Origin of the sequence: Mesorhizobium sp. CO1-1-11, from assembly GCF_020164995.1 — a bacterium.
Taxonomy (GTDB): domain Bacteria; phylum Pseudomonadota; class Alphaproteobacteria; order Rhizobiales; family Rhizobiaceae; genus Mesorhizobium; species Mesorhizobium australicum.
Genome location: NZ_JAIUHE010000012.1, coordinates 171,173 through 195,559, shown reverse-complemented (window position 1 = coordinate 195,559; position 24,387 = coordinate 171,173). Strand labels below are relative to the sequence as shown.

The 24,387-nt window shown below is 63.0% G+C and carries 16 protein-coding genes and 1 pseudogene; 16 read left to right on the top strand and 1 reads right to left on the bottom strand.

The window, feature by feature from the left end; genetic code table 11:
- Positions 1 to 196: 196 nt before the first annotated feature.
- From LB554_RS16330 to LB554_RS16320, 3 genes and pseudogenes are all read left to right on the top strand, one after another.
- Positions 197 to 922, top strand: coding sequence for a hypothetical protein (locus LB554_RS16330; RefSeq protein WP_140789665.1), 726 nt, complete (start codon positions 197 to 199; stop codon positions 920 to 922).
- A gap of 312 nt (positions 923 to 1,234) precedes the next feature.
- The gene (locus LB554_RS16325; protein ID WP_224585575.1) at positions 1,235 to 4,531 is read left to right on the top strand and encodes an autotransporter; all 3,297 of its coding nucleotides are present in this window, start codon (positions 1,235 to 1,237) and stop codon (positions 4,529 to 4,531) included.
- Positions 4,532 to 4,678: 147 nt separating this feature from the next.
- Positions 4,679 to 5,117 (top strand): annotated as a pseudogene (locus tag LB554_RS16320) (ATP-binding cassette domain-containing protein); the annotation flags it as partial.
- Positions 5,118 to 5,221: 104 nt separating this feature from the next.
- Here LB554_RS16320 and tssH read toward each other — a convergent pair.
- The gene (tssH, locus tag LB554_RS16315; protein ID WP_224585574.1) at positions 5,222 to 7,969 is read right to left on the bottom strand and encodes a type VI secretion system ATPase TssH; all 2,748 of its coding nucleotides are present in this window, start codon (positions 7,967 to 7,969) and stop codon (positions 5,222 to 5,224) included.
- Positions 7,970 to 8,302: 333 nt separating this feature from the next.
- On the opposite strand from tssH, the gene tssA reads away from it, so the two are divergent.
- The 13 genes from tssA to tagF all read left to right on the top strand — a co-directional run bounded on the left by tssA (position 8,303) and on the right by tagF (position 24,385).
- Positions 8,303 to 9,478 carry a type VI secretion system protein TssA gene (tssA, locus tag LB554_RS16310; protein ID WP_141907361.1) on the top strand — a complete coding sequence of 392 codons (1,176 nt, stop codon included), beginning with the start codon at positions 8,303 to 8,305 and terminating at the stop codon, positions 9,476 to 9,478.
- Positions 9,479 to 9,483: 5 nt separating this feature from the next.
- Complete coding sequence (gene tssB, locus LB554_RS16305) at positions 9,484 to 10,020, top strand: type VI secretion system contractile sheath small subunit (protein WP_140620028.1); 537 nt, start codon at positions 9,484 to 9,486, stop codon at positions 10,018 to 10,020.
- Positions 10,021 to 10,023: 3 nt separating this feature from the next.
- A complete protein-coding gene (tssC, locus tag LB554_RS16300; RefSeq protein ID WP_140620043.1) occupies positions 10,024 to 11,529 on the top strand; it encodes a type VI secretion system contractile sheath large subunit in 1,506 nt (501 codons plus the stop codon).
- Positions 11,530 to 11,613: 84 nt separating this feature from the next.
- Positions 11,614 to 12,063 (top strand): Hcp family type VI secretion system effector, encoded by a 450-nt coding sequence (locus LB554_RS16295; RefSeq protein ID WP_181166515.1) that lies wholly within the window; start codon positions 11,614 to 11,616, stop codon positions 12,061 to 12,063.
- Complete coding sequence (tssE, locus tag LB554_RS16290) at positions 12,050 to 12,802, top strand: type VI secretion system baseplate subunit TssE (protein WP_140722559.1); 753 nt, start codon at positions 12,050 to 12,052, stop codon at positions 12,800 to 12,802. The genes LB554_RS16295 and tssE overlap by 14 nt, the downstream gene beginning before the upstream one ends.
- A 1-nt stretch (position 12,803) precedes the next feature.
- Positions 12,804 to 14,678 (top strand): type VI secretion system baseplate subunit TssF, encoded by a 1,875-nt coding sequence (gene tssF / locus LB554_RS16285; protein WP_224585573.1) that lies wholly within the window; start codon positions 12,804 to 12,806, stop codon positions 14,676 to 14,678.
- Positions 14,642 to 15,709 (top strand): type VI secretion system baseplate subunit TssG, encoded by a 1,068-nt coding sequence (tssG, locus tag LB554_RS16280; RefSeq protein ID WP_224585571.1) that lies wholly within the window; start codon positions 14,642 to 14,644, stop codon positions 15,707 to 15,709. Before tssF ends, tssG begins: the two co-directional genes overlap by 37 nt.
- The gene (tagH, locus tag LB554_RS16275; RefSeq protein ID WP_140789675.1) at positions 15,706 to 17,163 is read left to right on the top strand and encodes a type VI secretion system-associated FHA domain protein TagH; all 1,458 of its coding nucleotides are present in this window, start codon (positions 15,706 to 15,708) and stop codon (positions 17,161 to 17,163) included. Before tssG ends, tagH begins: the two co-directional genes overlap by 4 nt.
- Positions 17,164 to 17,166: 3 nt before the next feature.
- On the top strand, positions 17,167 to 17,619 hold the full coding sequence (gene tssJ / locus LB554_RS16270) for a type VI secretion system lipoprotein TssJ (protein WP_140620055.1): 453 nt from the start codon (positions 17,167 to 17,169) through the stop codon (positions 17,617 to 17,619).
- Between the two features lie 38 nt (positions 17,620 to 17,657).
- Positions 17,658 to 18,992 carry a type VI secretion system baseplate subunit TssK gene (tssK, locus tag LB554_RS16265; RefSeq protein ID WP_224585568.1) on the top strand — a complete coding sequence of 445 codons (1,335 nt, stop codon included), beginning with the start codon at positions 17,658 to 17,660 and terminating at the stop codon, positions 18,990 to 18,992.
- A complete protein-coding gene (gene tssL, locus LB554_RS16260) occupies positions 18,992 to 20,320 on the top strand; it encodes a type VI secretion system protein TssL, long form (RefSeq protein WP_140789679.1) in 1,329 nt (442 codons plus the stop codon). The genes tssK and tssL overlap by 1 nt, the downstream gene beginning before the upstream one ends.
- A 1-nt stretch (position 20,321) precedes the next feature.
- The gene (gene tssM / locus LB554_RS16255; RefSeq protein ID WP_141907358.1) at positions 20,322 to 23,864 is read left to right on the top strand and encodes a type VI secretion system membrane subunit TssM; all 3,543 of its coding nucleotides are present in this window, start codon (positions 20,322 to 20,324) and stop codon (positions 23,862 to 23,864) included.
- Entirely contained in the window at positions 23,846 to 24,385 is a 540-nt protein-coding gene (gene tagF, locus LB554_RS16250) for a type VI secretion system-associated protein TagF (RefSeq protein WP_141907357.1), read from the top strand. The genes tssM and tagF overlap by 19 nt, the downstream gene beginning before the upstream one ends.
- Positions 24,386 to 24,387: the final 2 nt, after the last annotated feature.

The window sequence follows — 24,387 nt, the reverse complement described above, 5'->3', positions numbered from 1 at the left end:
GTCAGCATGCTCGTTCCGGCCTGCGTCAATGTTGATCTCGCAACTTTCGAAACAGCGCACCACGACGCAAACGCAAGCGTGCCCGAGCGTCTGGACCTGCGCCCCCCAAAGGTCAGCAGATTTTATACCAAGACGCGTTTCAAAGATAGAAGAAAGGGACTTGTATGGGCTCAGTCGCTGGATTGTGGAGGACAAGATGCCGATCAAGATCAACCTTGCGCTACCGGTTTATGGAGCAGCCTACAAAAGCGTGTTCGTCCGCAGCTTGTTCGCGGCCCTGACCCACAAGAGCCTGTCCAGCTACGCCTTCACGCTGTCCGAAATCGAGTACACGGATATCCCATTTTCCCGCAACTATCTGCTGACCAATTTCTACTACAACAAACCGGATTGCAGCCACATCCTGATGATCGACAGCGACATGGGCTTTTCGCCTGATCTCATCGCCGCGATGCTGGCGCTTGAGAAGCCGGTGGTCGGCACTTTGTATCCTCGGCGTCTGATCGATCTCCGCAGACTTCACTCGCTGTCGAAACTGCCCTTCGACAAGGCCTTTGCACGGAGTCTGGAGTTCGTTGGAACCATCATCGAACCCCGGCAGGAGATGAGCGGCTTCGTCCGGGTGTCGCTATGCGGCACGGGCGTCTTTCTGGTTTCCCGCGACTGCGTCACCGAGATAATCGAGAAGCTGCCAGAAACGGTGAACCGGTCTCGCTACAAACATAACAAATACAGCGCACAGTTCGACAGCTTTCTGACGCCTTTTTCAAAGATCGTGACGCCCGATGTGGATTTGCCTACCGATTTCTCTTTCTGCCACCGCTGGGCGCAGCAATGTGGCGGCGAAATATGGGCAAGCTTTGACCGCAAGGTCGCCCATGCAGGAGATATGACCGTTTCGGCAGCCTATTCTGAACTATAATAGTCTCCTTTGACGTTGATGTACTGCCATGTCAGCAGCTCGATCCGAGTTTTGGATAGTGACCTTGTCGCCACATATGGCGTTACAATGGTCTGGGGGCGAACGCCTTTCCATTGCCATAGGGCAGCGCGCCGCGTACACTTCCGGTCAGCAAGGCATCGAACCCACCAGATGGGTCGACGAGCGATTTTAATAGCCTGATTTGTGACGGTATCGATTTCTCGTAAGTGAGGTCGAATGAGAGTGCCGCGCAGGGTCTATCAACTGGGGGGTGTCTCGTTGCTTGCGTTAGCGGCAGCGTCCACGTTCCAAATGTCTGGCGCGGCAGCCTGCACCGCCACCGCGGAAGGCGCCTCGACAACAGTCGGGTCAGGCATCTCCGCCGTAACGACATTCCAAACGACGTCGGTCACGGTCGCGTGCAACACAGCCGGAACTGTCCAGGACGTCGGGGGCGTATTCACGACGGGGTTCGAGGGTTACCAAGGGCAAGACAACAGCTCGTCGACTGTCATCGTCAACGACTATGATGGCAATGGCGACGACATTGTGAACATCGTTGGCGGCATCCTCAACAACGGTACGCCTACACCCAACGTCAGTGGCCTGCCGCCGATAACCTCGCAGGCCACGACCTCCTTACAGCCGGGAGCGGGAACCATCCAACTCCTTGGCGGCAACGATCGGTTCGAAATGTCCGATGGGGTTTTCAACGGTGAGCCGTTCGCGCCGCACGTCGACGCCAATCTCGACACTGGGGCGGGCGATGACACGGTCATCATCCACAGCGGCAGCATTTTCACCATCTACCTTGGCGAAGGCAACAATTCGCTGGAGATGACCGGCGGTGAAATTGACGGCTCAGTCATCGGCGGCGATGGCATCGACACCATCACCATGGGCACCGATACAAGCGTCGGCGATGGCGACGGCGGCATTGTCGTGGGTTCTGTTTTGACAAATGGAGGCGCCGACAGCGTCACCGTCAAGAATGGCGCCATTGTTTACGGCGATTCGGAAGGAGGAGGTGCCATTGGGCTTGGCGACGGCGATGACCGTTTCACCATGACCGGTGGGGTCCTCGACGGCAGCCTGAGCGGTGACGATGGCAACGACACGCTGGACATCAGCGGTGGTGCGGTCCAGAGCTCCGTGACGGGAAACGCAGGCGACGACCGCATCACGATCAACGGCAATGCCACAGTCGATCTCGATGTTGACGGAGATGTCGGAAACGACACGATAACGGTGAGCGACAACGCCACCGTCGGTGGCAGCATATTCGGCAACGAAGGCAACGACACCGTCGACATTAACGGCGGCACCATCGGAACGACCGCGGCGCCGGGCCGCGTCGACCTCGCTGAGGGCGCCGATCTTTTCAACATGACCGCGGGTCATGTAATCGGTTCGGTGTTCGGCGAAGGCGGCGGCAACAGCTTTGACGTGAGCGGCGGCAGGATCGACGGCTCGATCTTTGCTGGCAGCCAGAACGATATCGTATCAATTTCGGGCAATGCCATCCTAGGGATTGATCCGAACGTGGATGGACCGGACTCCGTCGGACTGGAGGACGGTAACGACACCTTCACCATGACGGGTGGCTCGCTCGCGGGTTCGGTGAGCGGTGGGGCCGGCGATGATGTCATCGCTCTGCGCGGGGGTGCCGTAAACAGCTTTTTGGAAGGCAACGCCGGCAACGATCAGATATTCGTCTCGGGCGGCGCGCTTGCGGGAGAGGTCATCGGCGACGCCGGTGACGATGTGATTGTCATCAGCGGCGGTACCATCGGATCCACCGTTTCGGGGGACGACGGCAACGACACGATCACGGTCTCTGGCGGCACCGTCGACGGCAATGTCAGCGGCGGTGCCGGATTCGACCAAGTTTCGGTTTCCGGCGGCACCATCAAGGGTGGTATCGACGCCGACCACGTCCAGCTCTCCGGCGGCACCATCGGCGGTGACATCACCGGCCTTGGACCCGACACGCTCATCATCAACGGATCCGGCGCGGTCGATCCGCTCAATCTGAGCGATCACGTCCTTTTCAGCGGAACCAATGCCAATGGCACCGTCACCGATACCGACCTCGCTGCCGGGGGCAAAAGCCAGAATTTCGCCGGGTTCGATAGTTTCTCCGCCGATCATTCCACGCTCCGTTTCAGCGGTGGCACGCAAGGCATCAACCAACTGAACCTCGGCAATGGCTCGACGCTGTTCATCAACGGCAACGTCACTATGCCAGGTTCGATCATCGCGACGAATTCGCTGATCAACATGACAGACGGTGCCGCCGATGACGTGTTGACGCTGGGCGGCCTCACCCTCAACGGAGCAAGCATCGGTCTCGACATCAATCAACAGACTTTGCAGTCGGACCAACTCGTCGCCAACGCATTTTCGGCCACCGGCGTCAACACCATCATCGTCAACCTACTGGGCACGCCCCAATTCACGCAGGCGACCGATATTCCGATCATCGTCTCGACCGGCGGGCCGATTGCCGGGATTTTCAACATCCAAGGCACTCCAGGCACGCTGGGCTCACTTTTCACCTATGCGATCGTCACTGGCCCGAATGGCGGCTTGTTCCTGCGCGCCACGCCGGCCAATTTCGGTATTGCGGCGGCGCCGATCAGCGCCACCAACGCCGGCGCGGTCACGGTGGCAATCGATGCTCTCTACGGCATAAACCGCGACGCGATCGATGCTGACCTCCCCCTTTCGCCCGCATCCGGATCTGGAATGGTGCCGGTTTCGTCCAGCTTCGGCGTCTTTGCCTCCGGCCAATTCGCTCATACCGAGCATGACGGCTACACTATCAGTGGCGGTGGTTTGAATGGCCCTGGTCCGAGGTTCGATGCCAATGATTTTTCGGCCGCGATCAGCCTGGATTTCAATGCCGCCAAGCATTTCCAGTTCGACAATGAGTATGGCCTCAACATCGGTGTTTTCGCCGGCTATGCCTCGACAGATGTCAACCTTGGCGCGTTCGGCGGATTTGACGCCATAGGCGAAGGCACGAATAAGGCCGGCATGTTCGGCGGCTACGCGCTGTTGCGCAAGGACTACAACTACGCCCTGGTCTCCGCCTCCGGCTTCTTCGGCGGTAGCGACGTGACCAACGGCGTGCTCGGCACCACCGGCAGCTATGACACCGAGGGCTATGCGGTTACGGGATCGGTCGGCCACATCTTCACCTTGGGCGAGCGCACCCGTTTTGACCTGCGTGGCGGCCTGCTTGGCGTGTCATTCCGAGGCGATCCCTTTACCGACAGCGGCGGCAACCAGTTCGGCAAGAGCCGGCTTTCCTTTGGCGCGTTTAAGCTCGAGCCTGGGATCTATGGCGATTACAAGCTAAGCAACGGAATGGTGTTCAGCCCCTATGCAAGGGCCGAATTGCAGCAGCGTTTCAGTTACAAGAACACGACCGAAATCGACACCAGGACGATTTCCTTTGACGATGCCGATTTTTCCGCGGCGCTATCAGCCGGGTTCAACCTGAAGGTCTCGGAGTTGACGACCGTCAACGGCGAAGTCCGTGGCAAGGTGTCGTCCGACAGTTCCACCATCGGCGCCAAGCTCGGACTGAAGGTCGCCTTCTAGTCGCGTGACGTATCCGCGATCCGAATGACCGTGGCGCGGCGCACACGCTCGCCAGCATTTCGCCGCTGATACCAGATCGCCACCTCCCACTGTTCATTGACCCGCGCGAACCAATGGTCGGTCTGCGGTCCTCGAGACTAGTCGTATCGTGCTGCGCGTGAACGGGCCGCCGACCTACTGGCCAAGCCCGAGCATCTCGAACGCTATCCACATGCCTTTCTGGCGGTCAACGACAGCGCATCTGCATCGCCAGGCCTTTGGCGCTGGATCCCCGTCTCCTCATCGCCGATGAAGCGGTGGGCCTCGCTCGAGGTCACGATCTAGGCCCAGCCTAGCAACCTGCGGATGGATCTGCAGCGTGATCGCCATTCTGCTTATCAGCCATGACATGGCGGTCGTGGAGCGCATCGCCCATCGCGTCGCTGTCATATATCCGGGAGAGATTGTGGAGATAGGCGACCGCCGGTCGGTTTTCGGCAATCCGCAGAGGCCGGTTGGAGAACCAATGTCGGACGAGATTCCCAGTGCGATGCGCGATGCCGATTTTGTTCCGGTCCGCCTGCCTATGAACGCGGTTTCGCCAGGCATTTCGTTCGGGAGACGGCGCCCGCTTAGTGGAAGGCGACCGCAAGGTCACCGACACTCGCGGCTCTATTGCTCGAATGCGAGACGGCAAATCTCGGTCGGGCTCTATTCGAACACGAAGGTAAATCCTTGCGCCGAGGCACCGACGGTGACTTTCGTCATCTTCTTGCCCTCAAGCGTGCGATTGAGCACGCCGCGGCTGAGTTCCGGCAGCAACGTGTTGGTGAGAATGGCGTCGATCATGCGCCCACCGGATTCAATCTCGGTGCAACGCGCCTTGACCATGTCCATGACACCCTCGCCGATCACCAACTCGGCTTCGTTGCTGGCTTTGAGACGCCGCGCGATCTTGCCGAACTGGTGTGCGGTGATCGCCTCGATCATCGCGTCCGAAAGCGGGTAGTAAGGGATTGTCACCACGCGGCCGAGGAAAGCGGCAGGAAACACTTTCAGCAGCGGATCGCGCAAAGCGGTGTCCAGATCGTCGATGCCGGTGCGCAAGGTGCCGTTCCTCGTGCGGTCCATGATAACCTCGGAACCGACATTCGAGGTGAGCAGGATCAGCGTGTTCTTGAAATCGATCCGGCGCCCTTCGCTGTCGTCCATCATGCCCTTGTCAAAGACCTGGAAGAAGATCTCGTGCACATCGGGATGCGCCTTTTCGACCTCATCGAGCAGAATCACCGAATAGGGCTTGCGCCGCACGGCCTCGGTCAGGATGCCGCCCTTGCCATAGCCGACGTAACCGGGCGGCGCGCCCTTCAGCGTCGAGACCGTGTGCGCCTCCTGGAACTCGGACATGTTGATCGAAATCAGGTTCTGCTCTCCGCCATAGAGCGTCTCGGCCAGCGCCAGGGCCGTCTCGGTCTTGCCGACGCCCGAGGGGCCGCAAAGCAGGAACACGCCGACCGGCTTTTCCGGTGCGCCGAGACCGGCGCGGCTGGTCTGAACGCGCCGCGCAATCATCTCCATCGCATGGTCCTGACCGACCACGCGCTCGGACAAGGTGGCCGCGAGCTTGAGCGCTTTCTCGGTCTGGCTGGACAGCATCCTTCCGGTCGGAATGCCGGTCCAGTCCTGGACAACCGCCGCCACCGCGTTGCGGTCGACCGAGGGCAGGATCAACGGCGTCTCGCCCTGGGCTGCGGCGAGTTCCGCCATCAATTCGCGCAGCCGCGCCAGATCAGCGGCGGAATCGGGCGCAGGAGCAGGCTCGTGGGCAGCAACGGCCTGTGACCTAGGCGCCTCGCCCGCTGGCGCGCCGACAGCTTGCCCCGGAGCAGCTTCCCCGCTCTCCTGCCCGTCAAGGGGCATGCCCTCGCCACGGAGCTTGGCGCGCAGCTCGAGAATCGCGCTCACAAGCGCCTTCTCCCGCTCCCAACGCGCTTGCGCCTGCGCAAGCGCGGTCTCGGCTTCCGCCAAGCCGACCTCTACGCGCCGCTGTCTGTCGGTCACGTCGATGCCGATCGCCGCCTCGCGGGAGATAATGCCTTTCTCGACCTCGAGCGCCTGGCGACGACGCAGAATGTCCTCGACCTCGGCAGGCGTCGCGTGCTGCGAGATGGCAACGCGCGCGCAGGCGGTGTCGAGTAGGCTGACCGCCTTGTCGGGCAACTGCCTGGCTGCGATGTAGCGGTGCGAAAGCGAAACCGAGGCTTCGATCGCCTCGTCGAGGATCTGCACCTGGTGGTGCTGCTCGAGAACGCCTGCGACACCGCGCAACATTAATACGGCCACCATTTCGGAAGGCTCGTCGATCTTTACGACCTGGAACCGACGGGTCAGCGCAGGGTCCTTCTCAATGTGCTGCTTGTACTCGGCCCAGGTCGTGGCGGCGATGGTGCGGAGCTCGCCGCGCGCCAGAGCGGGCTTGAGGAGATTGGCCGCGTCGCCGGTTCCCGCCGCGCCACCGGCGCCGATCAGCGTGTGGGCTTCGTCGATGAACAGGATGATCGGGGTCTCTGACTGCTGAACCTCGTCGATGACAGCCTTCAGCCGCTTTTCGAACTCGCCCTTGACGCTGGCGCCCGCCTGCATCAGCCCGACATCGAGCATGCGTACGCTGACGTTCTGAAGCGTCGGCGGCACGTCGCCCTGCGCAATGCGCAAGGCAAAGCCCTCGACGACCGCCGTTTTGCCGACGCCCGCCTCGCCGGTCAAGATCGGGTTGTTTTGCCGGCGCCGCATCAGGATGTCGATGATTTGGCGGATCTCCGCATCGCGTCCGACGACCGGATCGATCTTGTCGTCGCGGGCGCGCTGGGTGAGGTCAGTGGCGTATTTGGCGAGTGCCGAATCGCGCCCCGGGCCCCGATTCATCGACGTTTCGGCGGCGACTGCGGCAGGCGGTGAGCCGGCTTCGAGAGAGCCTTCGACGACATCGGAAAAGCGGGCGATAACCCCATCCGCGTCGATCTTGTCGAATTCAGCGCTGATCTTCGAAACCAGACCTTCCAGCACCGGTGTCTTCAGGCATGCGAGAAGAATATGCGCGCTGCGCACCTCTTCTACCCCGAATTCCAGTGTGGCCAGGTTCCAGCCTTCCTGTATGGCGTGGAAGATGTGATCTGAGAATTCCTCCAGCGAGGTCGCGCCATAGGGCAGCTTGTCGACGGCACGGGTCATATCCGCCGTCAGCCGGCTGACATCCAGTCCGGCATCAGCGACGATCATCTGCACGTCCGAGCGCTCGGACAGCACCAGTTGCTGGACGAAGTGGACCAGCTCGACATAAGGGTTGCCGCGCAACTTGGCCGTGTCGGCGGCGGCCTTGAAGGCGCGCACCCCCGTTGGATTGAGCTTCGCAACGAGTTCCTTGCGCTTGAAACTCTGCGACGACCGGCGCTGTTCCATTCGAACCTGCCCCCGAAAACTGCTGACCCTACCCTGCCACAGAAGCGGCTGCTTGACAAAGCCATGTGACGAGCGGGCCCCTTTTGGCCCCGTTCGGGCGGCACCTTGTCGTTACACAAGGCTAGCAAACTCCCGCAACGAACCAGCACTGCGATGCCAACGACGTGACCCATCGCGCATACCGGGTCCGCCGATCGCCCATAGGTTTCGTTGAAAGATAACCGAGCATTCAGCTTCTGTGAGTTTTCGAGCATCTGCTCAATTGTCGTGGCACGGGACCGATGATAACGTTGCGTCACATGGGGGGCACGGGGCGGCTTGCGGGGGGTAGGTGTGGTTGATCTCGCACTCTGGCTGAATCCTCTTGACGGTGACAACCCGTCGGGAGTGGATTTGCGCAACGACCCGGCTTTTCACGAGCTGGAGCGGCTGACGGAAGCCCAGATCAAGGTCGTTCACGAGGGCGGCAACAAGGCTTCGCAGTCAACCATTTCGGTCGACTGGGCGACCGTCCTACAAAAAGCCGAAGAATTGCAATCGCGCGGCCGCGATTTGCGCCTTCTGGTGATCGTCACGCGGGCGCTGGCCAACGAAGAGAGGCTCGCGGGCCTCGCCCAGGGGCTGAACCTGATTGCAAAGACGTTCGACCAGTATTGGGATACGATGCACCCGGCTTTGCGCACGGCCGCCACGCCCCGCGAGGCAGCGCTGCGACGCATCAATGCGCTGCTTGACCTCCAAAACGGCCAGGACGGCCTGCTGGCGAACCTGAGGCAGACCGTGTTCTTCTCACCGCGTGCGATCGGGCCAATTAGCGGGCGAGACCTCGAACAGGCCGCGCTCGACGAGCGCGTCATGCTCCAGGAAGCTGCCTCCGGCCTGGGGACCGGCGAAAGGGCGGCGCTGACTTCGGCCCACAACCAGATGCTGAACCGGGTGCGCACGGGATGCGCGGCGCAGGCCGATCAAGACGCCGACGCCATCATGACGCTTTTGAGCGATGCGCGCGCCGCCATTTCGGCGTTGGAGGCGGTGGATGCTGCGCTCAATGTCCGCATCGACGGCAATGGTGCAGCCGTTCCGGAATTGAAGAAGTTCCTGCAGCGACTGCTGACGACGCTGGAGTGGAATACCAGTGCCAGCGCGGTCGCCAACGGTGCCGCAAAGCCTGCAGCGCAGCCGTCTCAACCGACATCGACGCCCACCCGAAATGGCCATGGAGCCGAGACGATGGCAAGTGTGGCAAACTTGGCGGAAACCAGCATCGGTCTGCCTGAGCGCCTCAATTCGCGCGACGAAGTCGTCAAATGCCTCGACCTCGTGGTCGCGTTCTACGATCGCACCGAGCCGTCCAGCCCGATCCCGCATCTCGCCCGGCGTGTGCGCCGCATGGTGCATATGGATTTCGTGGAACTGATGGAAGATCTCGCCCCGTCGGGGCTGAAGGAATTCCGGCTGCTTGCCGGTGTTCCCGATCCCAAGAAGCCGGCCCAGAAGGATGAAAGGTAACAATCATGCCAGCAGAGAGCAAAGCGAAGGTCATCGAAAGAAACCGCGCCCCGCGCGTGCAGATCGCCTATGACGTCGAAACCTACGGCAGCCCGACAACGATAGAGTTGCCGTTCGTCATGGCTGTCATTGCCGACCTTTCCGGCGCCTCGCAGACCAAGGAAGCCTCAAAGTCGGTTCTGGATCGGAATTTCGTCGAAACCGACGCCAACCGCTTTCCCAAATTCATGGAAGCGATGGGACCGCGCGTGAAGGCGCGGGTGAAGAACACGTTGCCGCAGGCCGAAGGTGCCGAGCGGGACGAGGAAATGGCGATCGATCTCACCTTCTCCAAAATGGGTGATTTCGCGCCCGACAAGATCGCCGAGCAGGTGCCGCAACTGGCCGAGATCCTCAAGATGCGGCGGCAACTTGAGGAACTGCTGGGCTTCATGGATGGCCGCGTCGATGCTGAAAAGCGCATTGCGCAGCTTCTCAACAACGAGCCTTTGCTGAGCAAGATCGCCAGCCAGGCGATGTCCGACGGCAAGGGCGAGGAGTAAGTCATGGCTGAACAGCAAAAGACCGCAGTCGCAACCGCCGAGGCGGAAGCCATAGATCTGGGTGAATTCAGCGGCCTGCTTGAAAAGGATTTCAAGGTCAGGAAGGACGACACTGAGAAGCTGCAGCAACTGGTGCGCAACCTGGCGCTGGCCGCTCAGTCCCGATCCGAGACGACGACCATCTCGTCCAACGCGATCAAGTCGATCAAATCGCTGATCGCGGGCATCGACAAGATGCTGACGACGCAGGTCAACGAGATCCTGCATGCCCCCGAAGTGCGGGAGATGGAAGGCACCTGGCGGGGCCTCTGGTACCTCATCAACAACACCGAGACGGATACCAAGCTGAAGATCCGGGTGATGAACATCTCCAAGGAGCAGTTGGCCGACACGCTGGAAGACTATGAAGGCCAGATGTGGGACCAGAGCCCAATCTTCAAGAAAGTCTACACCGACGAGTATTCGATGCTCGGCGGCGAGCCGATCGGCTGCATCATCGGCGCCTACGAGTTCTCCAACCACCCGCGCGACGTCGGCCTGCTGCGCAACATCTCGGGTGTCTGTGCCTCGGCGCATACGCCCTTCATCGCGGCCGCCTCGCCGCGGCTGTTCCGCATGGACAGCTGGCAGGAACTGCCGAACCCGCAAGACCTGCAAATGATCGTGAACAACCCGGCCTATGCCTCATGGCAGTCGCTGCGCGAGAGCGAGGACGCCCGCTATATCGGCCTCACCATGCCGCGCGTATTGGCACGCCTGCCCTACGGCTCGGAAACCGTTCCGGTGAAGGGCTTCACCTTCGAGGAAGAGGTAAGCGGCGACCACAACAAATATGTCTGGATGAACGCCGCTTTCCCGATGGGCGTGAACATCAACCGCAGCCACAAGCTCTATGGCTGGGGAACGCAGATCCGCGGCGTAGAGAATGGCGGCACGGTGCTCAATCTGCCGGTGCACGCTTTCCCGACGGATGACGGTTCAATCGCGATGAAATGCCCGACCGAAGTTGCCATCGACGACCGGCGTGAGGCGGAACTGGCGAAGCTCGGTCTGATGCCGATCTTGCACCGCAAGAACACCGATCTCGCAGCCTTCATCGGGGCGCACTCGCTTCAGGACGACGAGACCCGTGCTGGGCGTCTGGTCGACCCCGACGCCCAGTCGAACGAAAGGCTGAGCGCCAACCTGCCCTATCTCTTCCCTGTCTCGCGTTTTGCGCATTACCTCAAGGCGATCGCGCGCGACAAGATCGGCTCATTCAAGGAACGCACCGACATGGAGACTTGGTTGACCGAATGGATCAACCGCTACGTGCTGGCCAATCCCGCCTTTGCCGACGACAAGGCGCGAGCCAAGCGACCGCTCGCCGCGGCCGAGGTTCAGGTCGACAGCGTCGAAGGCAGACCCGGTTACTACAACGCCCGTTTCTATCTGCGTCCGCATTACCAGTTGGAGGGCATCAACGCCTCGCTGCGGTTGGTGTCGGAACTGCCGTCCGTGAAGGGCTGAAGCGCAGCGAAGTCATCATCCTGTTTCATTTGAAAGCGGTGGAGAAAGACAATGCCGACCACAGACAGAAACGATGCTCCTTCAATGAAGATTGATGGTTTTTTGAAAGTTCCCGACATCAAGGGGCCCAGCAAGCGCGACGGGCATGAAGACGAGATCGAAGTGCATGGCGTCGATTACAAGATGATGGCGCCTTATGATCCGAATTCGCTTTCGCGACGCGGCCGTGTGTCGATGGGAATGATCAAATTCTTCAAGCACTACGACAAGTCGTCGCCATATCTGAAGAAGGCGTTGTTCGAGAACAAGGCGCTCGACGAGGTGGTGTTTTCGGCACGCCGCACCATTGACGGCGAGACCAGCGACTATCTGGTCGTGACGCTCACCGACGCTTCGATCATGGAATACGACATGCGGCAGGCTCCCGACGAGGCGGACCTGATCGAGGAAGAAGTCAGCTTCGCCTACAAGAAGATCAAGTTTGTCTACGACAAGGACGACGAGATCGAAATGGACGTCTATGTCGGCAAGTGAGACCAGGCGGCCTGGCGCGAGAGCGCAACCTGGCGGCAGTTCGCGGGCAAGGCGCGAGGCGGTCCAGCCATCCCTTTGGGATCGCCTCGTCAACGACTTGCCTGGACTGACGTCGGAGATCGAGGGGTTGCGCCGTCTCTTGGATGAAGAACTCGGCGCCGAGCGCGTCGAGGCTCTTCTTGCCGGCAGCGCACGCGCCATCGACGCCGACGCCGAACTCACATCCGAGCAAAAACGGCGCCTGCACCGGCTGGTCTTCCAGAGCCAGCATCGCGCCGAGATCGAAGGCCGCGGCGTGGTCGTTTCGGCACGAGTATTGAGAGAGGCCGTGCGCCGCGACATCGAGGCCCTGTTCAACACCGAGCGCTTCGAATCCGTACCGATGCTCTCCGACGCCGAACACGAACAGCCCCTGGACGAACTGCCCTCGCTCGCTGACTTTCCGCAGGTGCGCCGCAGCGTGGTGAATTTCGGGGTGCCGTCTTTTTCCGGCCGTTCGTCGCGGGATTTCGACCGCGATTCCCTGGCACGAGAGATCCGCGCGGTGCTCGCCACCTTCGAGCCGCGCCTGAAGGAGAGTGCCACAATCGTCAACGTCACGCTCGGCGACAAAAACATCGGTCTCAAGATCGAGATCGACGCGGTGCTGATCATGGCCCCCACACCGGAGCGTATGCGCCTGCGCACCACGATCAATCTCGACAACGGGCTGGCACGAACCGAATTCAGGGAGACCTGAGATGGATCGGGTCTTTGTGGAGTATTACGAAGAGGAACTGACCCATATCCGCGCCCTGGCGGCGGAATTCGCAGACATGCATCCGGCGGTCGCCCGCAATCTTTCCCTCGACACGGTCCCATGTCCCGACCCTTATGTCGAACGGCTGCTCGACGGCGTCGCCTTCCTGGCGGCGCGGACCCGTCTGAAGGTCGACGCGGAGCGCTCGCGCTTCTCGCGCGCCGTGCTCGATGTGCTTTATCCCGATCTGGTCGCGCCGGCGCCGGCGACGGCGATGGCGGTCCTGAAACCCGGCCAGCAAGTGCAGTCGATGCTCGCAGGTCACGCCATCGCGCGCGGCACACGGCTGGTCTCTGCCCTGCATCCAGGGCTTTCGACACGCTCGACCTTTACCACCGCGCAGGAGGTGACGCTGTGGCCGATCGCCGTCACCTCGGTCAGCTATTTCCAGGATCGCAGCGCGCTCGCCGCCGCCGCAATCGCGCCGATCGGCGGCGTGCGCGCCGAGGCGGCGTTCCGGGTCACGCTCGCTCGGACAGGAAAAGGCAAGCTCAGCGACTTGTCGCTCGACCGTCTCGACCTCTATTTCGCCGGGCGCGCCAAGGCGCCGGTGCTTTTCGATGCAATCTTCGGCGCCTGCTCGGCGCTCGGCGCGCGCGCGCAGGGCAAGGCCAATCCGCTAACAGCGCTGCCCGAGCCCGAAATGATAGGCATTCGCGACGACGAAGCGTTGATGCCACGCACCCGTGCGACCTTCGAGGGCTACCGGCTTCTGCGCGAATATTTCATGATCCCGGAGCGCTTCCATTACGTACGGCTCGCTGGCCTCCAGCCGGTGGTGCGCACATGTGAGGCGGCGATCGAGATCATCTTCCTGTTCCGGCGTGCGGTGCCGGAACTCGCCGATGTGACGGCTGCCGATTTCGAGCTGTTCGTGACGCCGGTCATCAATCTCTTCGAACGCGAATGCAACGACATCGAGATCGATCCGCGCAAAACCCGTCAGGTGCTGCATGCCGACCGCACCCGGGCGCGGGATTTCGAGATCTTTCGGGTCACACAGGTTGAGGATGCCGACGCCGAAAGCAGCGAGGCGACGATTCCCGAATTGTTCAGCCTGGGCCAGAACCGCGGCAGCGGCTGGGTCTATTCGACCGAGCGGCGTCCGCGCCGGGCCACCGAAGACGAGCGGCGCGACGGCCTGACCCGCACCTCCTACACCGGCGACGACGTCTTTATCGCCGTCTCGCGGCCGGCAGGAAGCGTGCCAAACCGGCTGCTCAAGCGTCTCGGCATCGTGGCGCTTTGCACCAATCGCGACCTGCCGATCCTGGACGACACACCGACGCTGACGCTGGAGACGGCAGATCCAGTCGAAACGGTGCGCTTGCTTGGAGCGCTGCGGCCGCCGCAGCCGGCCATCCCGGCATCCCTGCCGGGCGGCGCTGACGGCGAATCGCGCGCCGACAATCTCGCCTGGCGTCTGGTGGCGCAGCTCTCGCTCAACTTCCTCAGCCTTGCCAAGGAAGGCCGGGGAGTCGATCCGCTGCATGCCTTGCTCGACCTCTATGCCGATCGGGGCGATCCGGCCCTTGCCCGCAACGTGCATTCGATCGTGCGCATCGATTCGCGCCCGGTGATCGAGAGGCTGCAGATTGACGGGCCAATGTGTTTTGGACGCGGCACCGAGGTAACGCTGCATGTCGACCAGTCCGTGCTGGCGGGGCAAAGCTCACTGCTGCTTTCGGCCCTGCTTTCGCGGCTGTTCGCCCGCCATGCGGGGATAAATGGTTTTGTGCGGACCCGTACGCGGTTGCTGCAGAAGCAGGAGGATGTGCCATGGCCGATGACGCCCGGCAATCGCTACCTGATCTAGCGCAGCCCGCAACGGTCGCGGCCGAAATGTTGTCGGAGGACTTCGATTTTTTCGAGTTGCTGCGACGGCTGGAGCAGCGCCGCGGGTTGTTCGGCCATTCCGGAACGGCCGAGCGCGAGCCGGCGAGGCTGGGCCAGCATGTGCGGCTGAGCTTCTCGGCGCGCGACGTCGTCAAGTTCCAGGAGGGCGGGGACAAGGCCCTGGCAAGGGTGACCGTCGCCAATCTGGGGCTGCTTGGACCGGAAGGACCGATGCCGCTGCATCTGACGCGCTGGGTGCTCGATCGGCTTTCGCAGCGCTGGTTCACCGGAGCCGACGCCGAGCAGACCAGCGACACGACCTTCGTCGATTTCGTCAACATCCTGCAGCACCGCATGATGGCGCTCTACTACCGCGCCTGGGCCGACGCGCATCCAGCGGTGCAGGTCGAGCGTTCCGTCGGCGGGCGCGTTCGCGCCATGCTGGAGGCAATGTCCGGCATCGGCCTGCCCGGCACGCAGGATCCCGAACTCGACGCTGTGCGACTGCGACAGGCTGGGTCGCTGGCCAGTCAGGTCGACGGCGTGGAGCGGCTTACTTTGTTCCTTACCACCGCCTTCAAGGTTCCGGTGCGGATCAAGGAGTTCGTTGCCGCCTGGATCCCCGTACCGACCCCATTGCAGACGCGTCTCGGCAGGGCCTATGCCGGACTTGGACGCGGCGCGACGATCGGGCCGCGGGTGTTCAGCCGCCAGAGCAGGATCGAATTGCGCGTCGGTCCGTTGAGCCTCGACGAGTTCAAGTCGTTCTTGCCTGGCGAGCGGCGTCTCGGCCTGTTCAAGAAGGCGGTGCGCGATATGATCGGCGAGGCGCTCGATGTCGATTTGCGCATCGTGCTGGCGCGCGATGCCGTACCGCCGCCCCGGGTCGGGACCGTCCAGCTTGGCCGCACGGCCTGGCTGGAACGGCCCGCGAGTACGGGCGACGCCGACGATCTGAGATTGCACACTATCGTCGGCTGGCGGCCGCAAATGCCGGAGGCGGCCGCATGAGCCTGCTGCTGACCCTGGAACAGGGCCCCCGCTCGCAAGTGGTCCGGCAGAGCCGGCTCGACGAGGGCGAGTTGGTGATCGGGCGCAGCGCAGATGCGGGCTGGCAGATCGACGACCCGGATATGTTCGTCTCGCGCGCGCACTGCACGATCAAGGGCGACCGGGACGGCTATTTCGTGACCGACACGTCGAGCAGCGGATTGTTTGTCGACGAAGCCGACAGCCCTCTTGGACCTGGCAGGTCGATGCGGCTGCAGAACGGCATGCGGCTGCGCATGGGCGACTATGTGTTTCATGTCGAGGTTCAGTCCAAAATGAGCCAGACCGCGGTCGGCCAGGCCCCGGCCGCCAACCATCCCACGCCGGCGTGGTCGCCTCCGGGAGCACGAACGCCAGCCAGCATCGGCGGCGACGACTTCTTCTCGGTCAAGATCGAGGAAGAGCCGCGCAAACCCCGCCCGGCGGATCTGCCGAACCCGTTCGAGCAGCCTGTCCCTGGGGCTTACGATCGCGCATCGAACCAGCGCAGTTCGCCTGCCTTCGATGACCCCTTCAGCCTCGATCCGGTGGCGACGCCGCAGGCCGGTGACGGCCCTGCTGCGGGTCAGCCGGATCCGTTTGGGCTGGGTGACATGTCTTCGCGCAATGATGCGTCCTGGCAGCCGGCGAAGCCGGCCAGCTTCGATGACGATTTCAGTTTCGGCCCCCCCGCTGCGCCGCCTGTCACCAACGGTGCCGATCCGGCAGGACGTGCCCGGCACCACGTTGAAAAGCCGCGCGCCGACAATCCTTGGGACATGCCGGTGCAGGCAGCCGCATCGCCGGCGCCGCGCCGCGCCGCGCCAGCGTCGAAGCCGGCGCGCGCTGCGCAGCCAGTGCCAAGCGATATGGCGCTTCGTGCCGCGTTCTTGCGCGGTATAGGCGTCGAGGAGGCTGATTTTCCCGCGCGCGATGCGATCGCCGAAATGGAAAAATTCGGCCGTGAATACCGGCTGATGCTGGATGGCTTGATGCAGTTGCTGCGCAAACGCGCCGAGGAGAAGGGAAGCGCGCGCGTCGCCCAGACTGTGGTCGGCGCCTCCGAGGTCAATCCGCTTAAATTCCTGCCGACGGTCGAGGATGTCGTCGTCACCATCATCTCCGAACGCAGCCCGGGCTTTCTCTCAGGCGAGGCGGCGATCAGCGACGCGGTGAAGGACCTTGCACAGCATCACGTACGCGCCTGGCGGGGCGTTCAGGCGGCACTTCGGCGCATGATCGACCGTTTTGATCCAGCCGCCATCGAAGAAGAGCTCAAATCCAATTCCGCCATCGGCAATCTGCTCTCGGGCGGGCGCAACGCCAAGCTGTGGGAGCTCTATCAGAGACGCCATCGCGACATCGCCCAGAGTGCGGAATCGAGTTTCCTGGGCGAGATCGGCACAGACTTCAGGGACGCATATGAGGAGGAGTAGGATATGATCGACAGACGCGAATTCGTCGTTGCCCTCGGCGCTACGGGGCTGCTTGCGGCTTGCCAGAGCGGCCCGCCGAAACCATCGGTTATCTCCGTCAATGTGACCGGCGGTGCGGGGATGAATCCAGGGCCGGGCGGCGGCGACCGGCCGGTAACGGTGCTGGTGATGCGGCTTGCCAGCACCGGCAAGTTCAACTCGGCCGACTATTTCGCGCTGCAGGGCGACGCGGGCTCGGCCCTCGGTGCCGACCTCATCGGCTCCGACGCCATCTCGGTTGCGCCTGGCAAAACGGTGGCCAAGACCATCACGGTCGAGCCGAACGCGACGGCGCTCGGCTTCGTGGCGCTGATCCGCGAGCCAGGCGGACGCAACTGGCGCACCACCAAGTCAGTGTCGCCAGGGTCGAAATTCACCGTCAACGTCAGCCTGGGCAAGGGCGGCATTTCCGCCTAGCGGCAAGCAGCATATAGTTGCGTGCAGAAAGTAGCGGCATGAGCGATGCAAACAGGGTGCTGTGGTCGGAGGGCCTGTTTCTCAGGACCCAGCACTTCCAGCAGCAGGATCGGTTCTTCGAAGGCATGGTGCGCGGCGCATTGCGGGCCGGCCAGCTCCATACTTTCGGCTTCCAGCAACTGACCCTCGACCAGTCGCTGCTTGACGCCGGTCAGGTTTCGATCGTGTCCGCCCGGGGCATTTTCCCGGACGGCACGCCTTTTTCCATTCCCGACCTGATGGATGCGCCGAAGCCGCTGCCGGTCACACCCGACACGGGCGGCGGGCCGGTGCTGGTCGCACTGCCGCTCGAGCCCCCCGGAGGCGTGGGATTCGACCCGGCGCATGCGGCGTCGACGGGCGCGCGTTACCACGGCAGGATCGTATCGGTGCGCGATGCCGTCCAAAGTGCCGGCGATCCCGAGGAGATCGAGATCGCAAGGCCGCAAGCGGCGCTGCTTGCGCCCGGCAAATCGGTCGGCGGCTATACCGCCTTGCCGATCGCCGACATCAAAGGTGTACGCGCCGACGGCGGCATCTCGCTCGACGAGACGTTCCTGCCGCCGACGCTGATCACCGGCGCGGTCCACTGGTATAGGCAATTGCTGCAGGAGGTCGTCACCGGCCTCGAGCAAATCGGCGAAGCGCATGGCAAGATGGTGATGGGCGGCGCCGGCCGCAGCGTAGAAGACCTCTTGATGCTGCACCTGGCCAATGCCGCTCGCCCGCGCCTTGCCCATATGCTGGCGCAGGATGTCTTTCATCCAGCCGAACTCTATCTCGAACTTGCCGGACTCGCCGGCGAGATGGCAACCTACGGCTCGAGCTCGCGCCGGCTCGGCGATCTGCCGCCCTACGACCACATGGCCCCCGGCCCCGCCTATATGGCACTGGCCGACGCCCTGCGTTCGCTCATCCTCAGCCTGCGCTACATCGAACCGAAATCGCGCGCGCTGCCGGTCATGCGGCACGCCACCAATGTCTGGAAAGTACGCATCGACAACCCAAAGCTTTTGCTCGCCAGCCGGATCGTCATCCGCGTGGGATCGGAGCTTTCGGAAGACGCGCTGCGCAAGATCTTCGTCAACCAGGCGACAGTCGGCGCCGCGGACCAGTTCGAAGGGCTTTGGAAGTCGCGCCTGCCGGGCATTCCGCTCAAACCGCTCCATTCGCAGCCACGCGAGATTCCCTATGATGGCGACCGGCTGTGCCTGGAGCTCGATCAGAAGAGCGAGCATTGGGCCTCCTTGCTCGACGCGCCCGGCTTCGTCATTGGCGTTTCCGGAGTCCTGGACAGCGAGCCGCAGGTCGACTGCTATTCGGTGAACAGGTGATGAGCCGGGATGATCCTTTCGGCCTGTCGGAGGATCGCGAGCGCACGCGCATCAGGCTGGCGGGCGTTGCGCCGCGGCCGCTGGCGCCGCTGACGCCAGGCGCACCGGTCAAGAGGGCGCGTGTTCATCCCAACCCGCTCATCAACATCTTCGCGCCACTGCTCGAATTCGCCCCCGAGCTCGAAAGCGCTCTGGCGCCGGAAAACCCCGAAGCAATGCGCACACGCCTGCTCGACGAGTTGGTTCAGGCGCGCGACGCCGTTATGGCAGCGGGCTCCTCGCTGGAGCGCGCCGATCAGGCGGCATGGGCCGTGGCGGCATTGCTCGACGACCTCGCGCTCAACACGCCATGGGGCGGCGCCAGCGCCTGGCCGCGACAGCCGCTCGTGGTCATGCTGCGTGGCGACGTCGATGCCGGCACCCAGTTTTTCACCCGCCTTGACGAGCTCGAGCGCCATCCCAACCGTGACCGCGAGATGCTGGAGCTTCAGTATTACTGCCTGGCGCTCGGCTTTCGTGGCAAGTATCGGGTGCCCGGCCGAGCCGGCGACCGCTCGCTCACTGGTGTGCGTGTGGCAGCCGCGCGCGTCCTTCGCAATGCCGACGCCGACAGCGCGCCACTGTCGCCGAACTGGAAAGGCGTAATCGCTTCCGACGAGCCGCAGCGCTTCATCGTCCCGATATGGGTGATGGCCCTTGCTGCAATTGCCATCGTCGCCGCCGCTTATATCGGCCTGTCGATGAGCTTGAGCAGCCAGGCGGTTGAACTGTCCGCACTGGTCCGCACCCTGCCGCCGGCCTCTCGGGCGGACGTTACCCGCGCCGCACCAAAGCAGGATGCGCCCGAACCTGAACCGCCACAGGCGGTCGATTTCGCGCTTTTGCCCGCATTCAAGGCCGAAGCGCCGGCAAGCCTCAAGGGCGCGCTCAGCGGCACCGAGAGCGTCTCGCTGGCCAAGCTGATCATCCAGTCCTCCAACCCAGAGCTCTTCCAGTCCTCGCGGCCGACACTGTCCCAAGGCTATGAGCCGCTGATCGCCTCGATCGCCAAGGTGATCCTCGCCAATCAGGAGCTGACTGGAAACATCACCATCATCGGCCATACCGACAATGTGCGCCTGCAGCGGTCCAACCCCCTGGCGAGCAACCAGCGGCTCTCGGAGGCACGCGCGCAGACCATAGGGGACCTCCTGGTACAGGCTGGCGTGCCACAGGCGCGCATCCATTCCGAGGGCCGCGCCGACACCGATCCGGTGGCCGACAACTCGACGCGCGAGGGCCGCGCGCTTAACCGGCGCGTCGAGGTCCTGGTCGAGAAGAGGCTCTGAGATGTTCATCCTGCGCTTCCTGTGGGCGGTCATCACCTCGCGATTTCTGTGGACCCTGATCGGCATTGCACTGCTTTCGCTGTTGATCTGGGTGTTCGGCCCGATCGTAAGGGTCGGTCCCTACGCGCCATTCGAATCCGACAATGTGCGCATCGCCATCGTCGTCGGACTGATCTTCTTATGGCTGATCTGGCTGATCATCGCGCAACGGCGCGCCATTCGCGCCAATCGCATGTTCGTCGCCGAGATCGCAGCTCCCGTAGCCGAAAAACAGCTCACCCCTGGCGAGGAGAGCGTTGCAGCCGTCGGCGCCAAGTTCGGCGAGGTGATGGCCGAGCTCAAGCGGCGCAAGCTCGGCGGACGCAAGTTCCTGCGCGAAATGCCATGGTATGTGATCGTCGGACCTCCGGCCACCGGCAAGACCACCGCGTTGCGCCAATCGGGTCTCAATTTTCCAATCGACCTTACCGACGATTTGCAAGGCGTTGGCGGCACGCGCAATTGTGACTGGTTCTTCTCCGAAAACGCGGTGCTGATCGACACCGCGGGGCGCTACGTCCAGCAGGAGAGCCAGCCGGACGTCGATGCTGCGGAATGGCTGGGCTTCCTTGACCTTTTGAAAAAGCACCGCGGCCGCCGAGCACTCAACGGCGTCATTGTCGCGCTGTCGATCGACGCGCTCTCGGAGGGCGAGGAAGCGATCAAGGCGCACGGCCGCAAGATCCGCCGCCGACTGGCCGAGCTGAATGATCGGCTAGAGATCCGCCTGCCCGTCTACCTGATGCTGACCAAGGCAGACCTGATCAAAGGCTTCGAAGCCTTCTTCGGTGGCTTGTCGACAAGCGCGCGCGAGCAGGTATGGGGAACAACCTTTCCGCTCGAGGCCCAAGTCAACGCCGGCACGATCCTGGCGGAGCTCTCCAGGCTCGCCACCGAGCTGGAGCGGAGGTTGGTGCCACGCCTGGAAGACGAAGACAAGCTCGCCTCGCGCGCCGAGATCTTCCGCTTTCCAGCCCAGCTGGCGAGCCTCGGCGAGCCGATCAAGACATTGATCGAGGCAATATTCGGCGAAAGCCGCTATGAGGAAGCCGGCTGGTTGCGCGGGCTCTATCTAACATCGGCGACCCAGGAAGGCGCTCCCATCGACCGGCTGACCGCGGCGTTGTCCTCCTCCTTCGGCCTGCCGCCGCGCCGCGCCATAGCGGCGGCGCGCGTTGAGAGGCGCAGCTTCTTCCTCAAGAACCTTCTGACCGAGGTTATCTTCAAGGAGGCCGGCCTTGGTACGTTCGATCCGCTAGCGCAGCGTCGCCGCGCCTGGATGTGGCGCGGGGCTGCCGCCGCCTGTGGGCTCGCGGCTCTGCTGGCTGGCGGCCTGTTCACCTGGTCCTACCTCGACAACCGCAACGCGATTGCCGAACAGGCCGGCCAGTTCGAAGCCCTGCAGGGGCCGCTCACCGAGGTGGCCGCCATGCCGGCTGCGGTCGAGCAGCCGACCTTGGATGGCGCGCTGTCGGCGATGGGCGCAGTCGCGACGGCTCGAACGCCGCCGCCAGACGCCGTCCATAACCTGCTCGGGCCGACCGCTTCGGCGGAGTTGATGCGCGCACAGACGGATACCTACGACCATGCGCTGCGCAACGTGCTCGAGCCGCATATGGTCGCCCTGCTCGAGGCCACGATGTGGCGGCAAATCCGCGATCCGGACTTCATGCTCGGCGCGCTGAAGACCTACCGGATGATGACCGGCCTGTCGCAAATGGACACCGATTTCGTCCAGAACTGGTGGGTGAACAGTCTGCCGCAATTCGCGCCGGCTCCGCCTTTCCCCACGGCCGACGCCGAAGAGCACCAAATCGCCGCCATCCGCCGCATGGCAGTCGATGACAGCTACATCGCCCCGGACAAGGCACTGGTCGCGGAGGCGCTGAAGACCGTGTGCACGATCTCACTGCCCGAGCGCGCCTACAGGCAACTCCTGGCCGACCCGGAAGTAGCAGCCATCAAGGAATGGGCGCCGGCCAATTTCGCCGGGCCGAATGGCGCCAAGGTGTTCGCGCGCCGTTCCGACAAAACACTGCGTGTCGGCGTTCCAGGCCCCTATACCTATGCCGGCTTCCATGACGCGGTCCTCGACCGAGTCGAGGATGTCGCCGGCCAGGCCGCGTTGGACCGGGCGGTGTTTGCCGGCGGCTGCGAGGAGAATTCGGAGACGTCGGTCTCGGCGCTCTCCCAGGACATCCTGAAGCTCTATTACGACGACTATATCGCGCAGTGGGACTCTTTCCTGCGCGACATGCGGCTTTCACCGCTGACCGATCTCAACATAGCCAGTGAGAACCTCAAGGATCTGTCAAGCGCCGACTCCGCGCTGAAGCGCCTGTTGACGGCAGTGGTGCAGGAGACCGACCTCACCCGTTCCGACGAGGCGCCGGCCGATGGCCAAAGCGGCGCTGCCGCCAAGACCGGTTCGAAGCTGCTGAGCAAGCTTGGCAAGCTCGGCAAGGTGGTGACCTCAGGCGCCAAGCTCCTGCCTCGCGCCGGCTCCGCCAACCAGGTGGACATGACCGGCAGCCTGGTGGCCGACCATTTCAAGCCGCTCAAGGGCACCATCGCACAGGTCGACGGCCAGCCGCCGGCGCTCGACGCGGCGATCGTGGCGCTGACGGCTCTGTCGAACGTTCTGCAGACGGTCACCGCCAATCCCAACCCGCAGGACGCGATCAAGAAGCAGGGCGGCCTTGCCGAACTGACAGGCGCGGTTGCGAGACAAGCACAGATCCTGCCCTCGCCGGTCAACGACTGGCTGGGCGGTATTGCCGGCGACACCAGTGGCTTGTCGCAAAAGGCTGTAACCAACGAGCTCAATGCCATCTGGCGGGCCGACATACTCCCCTTCTGCCAGGCGGCACTCAACAACCGCTATCCATTCAGCGCCGACAGCGCGGTCGACGTCAACGTGCGCGACTTCCAGCGGCTGTTCGGGCCGACCGGCCTGATCGATGCTTTCATCAACGACCATCTGATCAACTATGTCGACACCGCCAGCGAGCCGTGGAAATGGCGGGCCGATTTCGGCCTCGACCCGGCGGCGCTCGCAGCGTTCGAGCAGGCCAGGCATATCCGCGACGACCTGTTTCCAGGCGGCACCGGCCCGGTGATGAATTTCACCCTGGAACCCAAGGACCTCGCACCCGGCGCGGCGCGGGTGACGCTCAACCTCGATGGCCAGAACCTCGTCTACTACAACAATGCAACCAGGCCGCAGCCGATGACGTGGCCCGGCAAGGACGGGACCGGGGTGATCTCGCTTGCCTTCCAGCCGGTCGACGGCTCGCCCGAAGTGATGCTCAACGAAACCGGCAGCTGGGCCTGGCTCAGAATGCTGCGCGGCGGCCGCTTCGCGGCGACCAAGCTCACCGACGTCTATAGCCTGCGGCTCGGTACGAAGGGGATGTGGGCCGACTTCGAGCTCAAGGCGGCCAGTGTCGAGAATCCATACACACTCGAAATGTTCAAGAAGTTCACATGTCCGCCGCAGATCTGATCATTGGCTTTTTCGGCAAGATACCGGCGACCGGCGATTTCGTCGCCTGGAACTTGCCGCGGACTTTCATCGACCGATGGGACCGGTGGATGTCAATGGAACTGCGCGCGCGACCCGATGAGGGCGAGTTAGACTCGCGCGCATGGCGTTTTGTCATTCAGGAAGGAATTTTCAGTGACCAACCCTGTGCCGGCGCCTGGCGAATGAGCGAGGACCGCGTCGGCCGGCGCTATCCTTTCGCGGTCATTAGGCTGGGTCCCCCCCCTGATCCAGGCGACCCCTGGTTCGATGCGGTGGTTGCATCACTTCAGGGATGCGTGGCCGACCATTGGTCCCAGGGAAGGTTGACGGAGCATCTGGAGGAATTGCCCGCACCAAGCCCCGGCGCAGGGTCGTCGCGAATTGTCTTCTGGAGTGACGACTGGGAAGTGAAGGAGTTCAGCTTCTCCGACATTCACGACCTGGCCGCAAACGCTTTACCCGGCATGCGTGCGGCACCGGCTCAAACGGTGGAATTCTAGAC

Excerpts from the sequence above, each read along its gene's own strand:
- tssC (WP_140620043.1), top strand. The coding sequence starts at position 10,024 with ATGGCTGAACAGCAAAAGACCGCAGTCGCAACCGCCGAGGCGGAAGCC.
- LB554_RS16295 (WP_181166515.1), top strand. The coding sequence starts at position 11,614 with ATGAAGATTGATGGTTTTTTGAAAGTTCCCGACATCAAGGGGCCCAGC.
- tssB (WP_140620028.1), top strand. The coding sequence starts at position 9,484 with ATGCCAGCAGAGAGCAAAGCGAAGGTCATCGAAAGAAACCGCGCCCCG.
- LB554_RS16325 (WP_224585575.1), top strand. The coding sequence starts at position 1,235 with ATGTCTGGCGCGGCAGCCTGCACCGCCACCGCGGAAGGCGCCTCGACA.
- tssF (WP_224585573.1), top strand. The coding sequence starts at position 12,804 with ATGGATCGGGTCTTTGTGGAGTATTACGAAGAGGAACTGACCCATATC.
- LB554_RS16330 (WP_140789665.1), top strand. The coding sequence starts at position 197 with ATGCCGATCAAGATCAACCTTGCGCTACCGGTTTATGGAGCAGCCTAC.
- tssL (WP_140789679.1), top strand. The coding sequence starts at position 18,992 with ATGAGCCGGGATGATCCTTTCGGCCTGTCGGAGGATCGCGAGCGCACG.
- tssG (WP_224585571.1), top strand. The coding sequence starts at position 14,642 with ATGGCCGATGACGCCCGGCAATCGCTACCTGATCTAGCGCAGCCCGCA.
- tssK (WP_224585568.1), top strand. The coding sequence starts at position 17,658 with ATGAGCGATGCAAACAGGGTGCTGTGGTCGGAGGGCCTGTTTCTCAGG.
- tssH (WP_224585574.1), bottom strand. The coding sequence starts at position 7,969 with ATGGAACAGCGCCGGTCGTCGCAGAGTTTCAAGCGCAAGGAACTCGTT.
- tssJ (WP_140620055.1), top strand. The coding sequence starts at position 17,167 with ATGATCGACAGACGCGAATTCGTCGTTGCCCTCGGCGCTACGGGGCTG.
- tagH (WP_140789675.1), top strand. The coding sequence starts at position 15,706 with ATGAGCCTGCTGCTGACCCTGGAACAGGGCCCCCGCTCGCAAGTGGTC.
- tssM (WP_141907358.1), top strand. The coding sequence starts at position 20,322 with ATGTTCATCCTGCGCTTCCTGTGGGCGGTCATCACCTCGCGATTTCTG.
- tssE (WP_140722559.1), top strand. The coding sequence starts at position 12,050 with ATGTCGGCAAGTGAGACCAGGCGGCCTGGCGCGAGAGCGCAACCTGGC.
- tagF (WP_141907357.1), top strand. The coding sequence starts at position 23,846 with ATGTCCGCCGCAGATCTGATCATTGGCTTTTTCGGCAAGATACCGGCG.